Below are 1,099 nucleotides of genomic sequence, written 5' to 3' on the forward strand. Positions count from 1 at the left end.
ATTGGTCTCCGCGATCACGCCCTGCAGCACCGCCCAGGCGTCCGCCATGCCGGCGTTCACCGCGGCCTGCAACTCGGGCGACATCGATTCGAAGTCGAACTCCTGCGCCGCGCCGATCCCGAGGCGCGCGAAGCGCTCGCGCAGCGCGACCTCGCTCGGGTGGGTCGGCGCGAAGCCGAGCGTGAAGTTCAGCAGGTCGAAGAAGGCGGGCGAGGTCTTCTGCTGCTCGGGCGGGAGCGGCTTCGGGTAGTCGGTCGCCGGCGCGGCCGGCGGGGCCTCGGTGCCGAGGAAGGCCGACAGCGGCTCGACCTTGTATCCGGCCTGGATCGCCTTGACGGCGTCGAGGTCGGCCGGCGACTTCAGCTGCGTGCGGTAGACCGCGAGGCCGATCTCGGTCTCGCAGCGGAACACGCGGTCGATGCCCTTGGGCGTCTCGCCCTGCCAGCCGGGGCCGGCGAGCAGGTAGCGGCCGCCCCCGTTGCCAGTGGTGCGGCTGCCGATGTAGTCGAAGTTGTGGGTGTAGGCGTCGACCAGCTGGATCGAGAAGTAGCGGCCCTCTTCGATCTTCGGCACGGTCAGCACCAGCGGCTCGCGCCGCAGGTCGAAGGACAACGACGAGTAGGGCGTGTCGGAATTCGGAGAATGGACCGTGCGGTCCTCGGGCGTGAAGACGCGGGCCATGCTTCGCAGCTCGTTCCACGGTGCCTTGAACTCGGGGCCGTCGCGGTCGACCGCGTAGGCGTAAAGGATCCGGTAGTTGTCGACCATCGGGAAGCCGTACACATAGGCATCGCGGGCGATCTCGCGGGCTTCCGCAGGTTGCAGGTCGGGCGCGGTGGCGGCGTACGCCGGAGCACAGAGTCCGGCGAGGATCAATGCCAGCAGGGGTAGCGTTTTCATCGTGGGCCTCTCTTGGTGCCAGGTTGTTGTTCCGGCCACCCGGCCGGATACGGTTTCGGTCTGTCCGGTGCGGCTCAGAAACGACGCCCCACCTCCAGGAAGACGTTGTGCTCGCCGCCTTCGCGCCCGCCGATGCCGAACAGGATCGGACCGATCCAGGAGTCGAGCCCGATGTAGACGCTGGCGTTGAGGATTCCGT

General features: G+C 68.2%; 1 protein-coding gene. It reads right to left on the reverse strand.

Going from position 1 to position 1,099, the window contains the following annotated elements; all coding sequences use genetic code 11:
• On the reverse strand, positions 1-900 hold a 900-nt coding region (locus JNK74_28125), incomplete at its 3' end, for a DUF1254 domain-containing protein (protein ID MBL7650057.1).
• Positions 901-1,099 lie beyond the last annotated feature (199 nt).

The organism is Candidatus Hydrogenedentota bacterium (assembly GCA_016791475.1).
Lineage (GTDB): Bacteria > Hydrogenedentota > Hydrogenedentia > Hydrogenedentales > JAEUWI01 > JAEUWI01.